Here is a 5,050-nt window from a genome sequence, read left to right on the forward strand (position 1 = left end):
CGCCGCTCGTGCGGCTGTCGGCGCCGGGCGCCGTGCCGGCCGCCGCCGCGCGCTCCGCCGCGAGGCCCCGGCGCCGCAGCACCACGGCCTGGCGCACGTAGTCGAGCCCGGTGAGCACCGTCAGGACGACGGCCGCGGCCATCACCCAGAACCGGAACGTGGCCCACCAGCCGACCAGGGCCAGTACGTACATGCCGACCGCCGTGCCCTGCGCGAGCGTCTTGAGCTTGCCGCCGCGGCTCGCCGCGATCACCCCGTGCCGGATCACCCAGAACCGCATCAGGGTGATCCCGAGCTCCCGCACGAGGATCACGGCGGTCACCCACCACGGCAGATCGCCGAGCGCCGACAGGCACACCAGCGCGGCCCCCATGATCGCCTTGTCGGCGATCGGGTCCGCGATCTTCCCGAAGTCGGTGACGAGGTTGTACGTGCGGGCCAGGTGGCCGTCGAAGACGTCCGTGATCATGGCGACGGCGAAGGCCGCCCACGCCCACGCCCGCCACACCGGGTCGTACCCGCCGTTCTGGAGCATGAGGATGACGAAGGCGGGGACGAGCAGCAGGCGGACCATGGTGAGCAGGTTCGCCACGTTCCACAGGCTGGCCTGGTCGACGGCCGCGGCCCCCAGCTTCCCCGCGGGCGCCGGTTTCGCACCGGCACCGCCCGTCGTGGACGCGGGGACTCCCGTCATCTGGCGGCCTCCTCGGCGGCGGTCCGGAGGAGATCCTCCGGACGGGTGATCAGGTGCGCGGCGACCAGGTCCACGCCCTCGCTCCCGGTCACCTTCGCCTCGACCATACGACCCGGACGCAGATCCGTGCCCGAGGTGAGGACCACCTGGCCGTCCGTCTCCGGCGCCTGGTGCGCGGCGCGGCCCACCGCGACCGCCCCTTCGACGCCGGTGTCGGAGACGTCGTTCGACTCGACGAGGACCTCCAGGGTCTCGCCGAGCCGGTCCTGGGCCCGCTGGGACGTCAGTTCCTCGGCGAGGCGGGAGAGATGGGCGAGGCGCTCCGCTACGACGTCCTCGTCCAGCTTGGTGTCGTAGCCGGCGGCCTCCGTGCCCTCCTCGTCGGAGTAGCCGAAGACGCCGATCGCGTCGAGCCGGGCCTCGGTCAGGAACCGCTCCAGCTCGGCGAAGTCGGCCTCGCTCTCGCCGGGGAAGCCGACGATGAAGTTCGACCGCACGCCCGCCTGCGGCGCCTTGGAGCGGATGGTCTCCAGCAGGCCGAGGAAGCGCTCGGTGTCGCCGAAGCGCCGCATCGCGCGCAGCACGCCGGGCGCCGAGTGCTGGAAGGACAGGTCGAAGTAGGGGGCGACCTTCGGCGTCGAGGTCAGGACGTCGATGAGGCCGGGGCGCATCTCGGCCGGCTGGAGGTAGCTGACGCGGATGCGCTCGATGCCGTCGACGGCGGCCAGCTCCGGCAGCAGCGTCTCCAGCAGGCGGATGTCGCCGAGGTCCTTGCCGTAGGAGGTGTTGTTCTCCGAGACGAGCATGACCTCCTTGACGCCCTGCTCGGCGAGCCAGCGGGTCTCCCCGAGCACGTCGCTCGGGCGGCGGGAGATGAAGGAGCCGCGGAAGGACGGGATGGCGCAGAACGAGCAGCGGCGGTCGCAGCCCGAGGCGAGCTTCACGGAGGCGACCGGGCTGGTGTCCAGGCGGCGGCGCAGCGGGGCGCGGGGGCCGGAGGCCGGGGCGACGCCCTCGGGCAGGTCGGCCGGGGCGGGCGCGACGTCGCCGTGGCCGGGCAGCGCGACACCGGGGGCGGCCTGGCGCTCGACGGGGCTCAGCGGCAGCAGCTTGCGGCGGTCGCGGGGCGTGTGGGAGGCGTGGACGCCGCCGGAGAGGATGGTCTGGAGGCGGTCGGAGATGTCGGCGTAGTCGTCGAAGCCGAGGACCCCGTCGGCTTCGGGGAGGGCCTCGGCGAGGTCCTTGCCGTAGCGCTCGGCCATGCAGCCGACGGCGACCACGGCCTGGGTTCTCCCGTGGTCCTTGAGATCGTTCGCTTCGAGGAGGGCGTCGACGGAGTCCTTCTTGGCGGCTTCGACGAAGCCACAGGTGTTGACGACGGCCACATCGGCCTCGGAGGCGTCCTGGACGAGCTCCCAGCCGTCCGCCGCCAGGCGGCCTGCGAGCTCCTCCGAGTCCACCTCGTTACGGGCGCAGCCAAGCGTGACGAGAGCGACGGTACGGCGTTCGGGCATGGGCTCAAGACTACTTTGTCGCCGCGGTGCCCAGTTCGCGCAGGGTCTCGCGCGGGGTCCGGACGCCCGGAAGCCCCGCGCGAGGCCCGTTGCGCGGGCCCCGGGCGGGGCCCGCCGTCAGCCCGCGGAGGGGTCTCCGGGCGTGTAGGAGAGACGTTCCACCTGGCCCGACCGGAACTCGTCGTCGACCTTCTTGCCGTTGACGTAGAGCTCCACGGCCCCGGCGTTGCCGAGGATCAGGTCGACCTGCTTGTCGTCCTGGAAGGTCTTCGACTGGCCCTTGGAGATGATGCCGTCGAAGAGCACCCTGCCGTTGTGGGCCTTGGCCGAGATCCAGCTCTTGTCGTCGACGGCGGAGAGCTTGACCGTGACCTTGTCGCGGGGGGCCGCCGCGATGGCGCTGTTCGAGGGTCCCGGACGGGGTTCGTCGCTGGTCTTCGGGGTGTGCGAGCCCGCGGAGGTGGAGGGCGAGGGGCTGTCCGTCTCCTTGACGCTGCTGCCCTTGGCGGTGTCGCCGGAGTCGCCGGAGTCGTGGAACGCCGTGAACGCGCCGAAGCCGGCGACGGCCACGATCGCGGCGACCATGGCGCCCGTCCAGTTCGGCCGGCGCCGCTCCGGACGGATGCGTTCCGCCTCGAACATCGGCGCGGCGGGGGTCGCCGTGGGTTCGGGCCGGCCGCCGTGCTCCGCGTCGAACCGGTCGACGAGGGGCTCGGGGTCGAGCCCGACCTCCCGGGCGATCATGCGCACGTGGCCGCGGGCGTAGACGGCCCCGCCGGAACGGCTGAAGTCGTCGTCCTCGATCGCGCGGACGATGGGTACGCGGATGCGCGTGGCGGCGCTGACCTCGTCGACGGTCAGGTGGGCCGCGATGCGCGCCTGCCGCAGGGCTCGGCCGATCGGCACGCGGTCCTCGGGGGCCGGATGCGAGGGGTTCGGGTCTTCTTCCGGTGAACTGCCGTCAGATGAGTTGCCGATGGACACGGGTGGGCCTTTCGGGCGTGTAGCCATCTGCTGGACGCGGGGTCCAGGAATGGTACGAAAGGGTGGGGCAAGCGGGAGGACTCACTTCGTACGCCGTCTGTACGGGCCGTCGGCGCATCCGGGGAGGGCCGTGCTGTCCCTCCCCGACCACCTTGACGTACGGGTGTGCCAAAGGGTTGCCCCGCCACTTCTCTCTACGAAGACTCCCCCCGGATGACCGACAGCACACCGTCGAGTTCGTCGGCCTTCACCAGGACGTCCCGGGCCTTGGAGCCCTCGCTCGGTCCCACGATGCCGCGCGACTCCATCAGGTCCATCAGCCGCCCCGCTTTCGCGAAGCCTACGCGCAGCTTGCGCTGGAGCATCGACGTGGAGCCGAACTGCGTCGAGACGACGAGCTCCGCCGCCTGGCACAGCAGGTCGAGGTCGTCGCCGATCTCCTCGTCGACTTCCTTCTTCTTCTGGGTGCCGACGACGACGTCGTCGCGGAAGACCGGCGCCATCTGGTCCTTGCAGTGCTGGACGACGGCGGCGATCTCCTCCTCGGTGACGAAGGCGCCCTGGAGGCGGGTCGGCTTGTTCGCCCCCATCGGCAGGAAGAGCCCGTCGCCCTTGCCGATCAGCTTCTCGGCGCCCGGCTGGTCGAGGATGACCCGGCTGTCGGCGAGGGAGGAGGTCGCGAACGCGAGCCGCGAGGGCACGTTCGCCTTGATCAGGCCGGTGACGACGTCCACGGACGGCCGCTGCGTGGCGAGCACCAGGTGGATGCCGGCGGCGCGGGCCAGCTGGGTGATCCGGACGATGGCGTCCTCGACGTCCCGCGGGGCCACCATCATGAGGTCGGCCAGCTCGTCCACGATCACCAGCAGGTAGGGGTAGGGCTGCAGCTCCCTCTCGCTGCCCTCGGGCGGCTTGACCTTGCCCTCGCGCACGGCTTGGTTGAAGTCGTCGATGTGCCGGAAACCGAACGCCGCGAGGTCGTCGTAGCGCAGGTCCATCTCGCGCACCACCCACTGCAGCGCCTCGGCGGCCCGCTTCGGGTTGGTGATGATGGGCGTGATCAGGTGCGGGATGCCCTCGTACGCGGTGAGCTCGACGCGCTTGGGGTCGACGAGGACGAGCCGCACCTCCTCGGGGGTGGCCCGCATCATGACCGAGGTGATCAGGCAGTTGATGCAGGAGGACTTGCCGGAGCCGGTGGCGCCCGCGACGAGCATGTGCGGCATCTTCGCCAGGCTGTGCATGACGTAGCCGCCCTCGACGTCCTTGCCGAAGGCCACCATCATCGGGTCGGTGTCGTCGTCCCCGGCGAGGCGGAGCACGTCGCCGAGGTTGACCATCTCCCGGTCGGTGTTGGGGATCTCGATGCCGACGGCCGACTTGCCCGGGATCGGGGAGATGATCCGCACGTCCGGGCTCGCCACCGCGTACGCGATGTTCTTGGCGAGCGCGGTGATGCGCTCCACCTTCACGGCGGTGCCGAGCTCGACCTCGTAACGGGTCACGGTCGGGCCCCGGGTGAACCCGGTGACCGCGGCGTCGACCTTGAACTCCGTGAAGACGGTGGTGAGCGAGTGCGCGATGGCGTCGTTGGCGGCGGTGCGGGACTTGCCCGGCCCGCCGCGCTCCAGCAGGTCTATCGACGGCAGCGAATAGGTGATGTCCCCGGCCAGCTGGAGCTGCTCCGCGCGCGGCGGGAGTCCCTCGGCCGGTTCGGGCGAGGGCTTGGTCAGGTCGGCGAACGCGGCGGCCGGCCTGACCTGGCCCGAGTCGCCGGCGTCTCCGGCCTCTCCTGCGGGGCGCGCGCCGGGGTCCTGCGCGCCGCCCTTGGCCCGGCCGGCCGCGCCCCGCGCGGTCG

Annotated in this window: 4 protein-coding genes; all 4 read right to left on the bottom strand. The window is 71.7% G+C overall.

The window, feature by feature from the left end; all coding sequences use genetic code 11:
* The coding region (pgsA, locus tag L1885_RS23390) for a CDP-diacylglycerol--glycerol-3-phosphate 3-phosphatidyltransferase (protein ID WP_235799146.1) at positions 1 to 694 on the bottom strand (694 nt) is incomplete at its 3' end.
* Positions 691 to 2,208, bottom strand: a complete 1,518-nt coding sequence (rimO, locus tag L1885_RS23395) for a 30S ribosomal protein S12 methylthiotransferase RimO (protein ID WP_235799147.1) — start codon at positions 2,206 to 2,208, stop codon at positions 691 to 693. The genes pgsA and rimO, both read right to left, overlap by 4 nt.
* A gap of 117 nt (positions 2,209 to 2,325) precedes the next feature.
* A complete protein-coding gene (locus tag L1885_RS23400) occupies positions 2,326 to 3,219 on the bottom strand; it encodes a helix-turn-helix domain-containing protein (RefSeq protein ID WP_235799148.1) in 894 nt (297 codons plus the stop codon).
* Positions 3,220 to 3,386: 167 nt separating this feature from the next.
* Positions 3,387 to 5,050: DNA translocase FtsK (locus L1885_RS23405; protein WP_235799149.1), on the bottom strand; the 1,664-nt coding region annotated here is incomplete at its 5' end.

Source organism: Streptomyces fuscigenes, from assembly GCF_021556455.1.
In the GTDB taxonomy this organism is placed as follows: Bacteria; Actinomycetota; Actinomycetes; order Streptomycetales; family Streptomycetaceae; genus Streptomyces; species Streptomyces fuscigenes.